The following is a 354-nucleotide window of genomic DNA, read 5'->3' on the forward strand; positions in this document are numbered from 1 at the left end:
ACCGTATAGCCGGTAGGTACAGAAGTAGTCTTAGAAGATGTGTCGGTCGCAGCTACACCGGCACCGTTAACGTTGGTCAGCGTCACACTCAAAGTAATGGTCCCGTCACCAAGGCCGCTAAGATCAATGCCAGAGATGGTCTGACCCGCCCCGGTTATTGTCCCCGTTCCCGTAACGTTGGTCCCGCCCCCGGAACTGCTGGAACTATAATTGTAGGTCGTGCCCACCGTAGCCCCAGTAAAAGTAAAGCTCACCGCCGTCTGGTTCCCCGTATTGATAGGGTCCTGGTCGATGCTAACCGTATAGCCGGCAGGTACTGAAGTAGCCTTAGAAGATGTATCGGTTGCCGGAGTA

1 pseudogene is annotated in these 354 nt (G+C 54.5%); it reads right to left on the minus strand.

The annotated features are described in order from the left end of the window. Positions 1-354: pseudogene (locus MWU84_RS24185) on the minus strand (hypothetical protein); the annotation flags it as partial.

This window comes from Arenibacter sp. F20364 (assembly GCF_023015905.1).
In the GTDB taxonomy this organism is placed as follows: domain Bacteria; phylum Bacteroidota; class Bacteroidia; order Flavobacteriales; family Flavobacteriaceae; genus Arenibacter.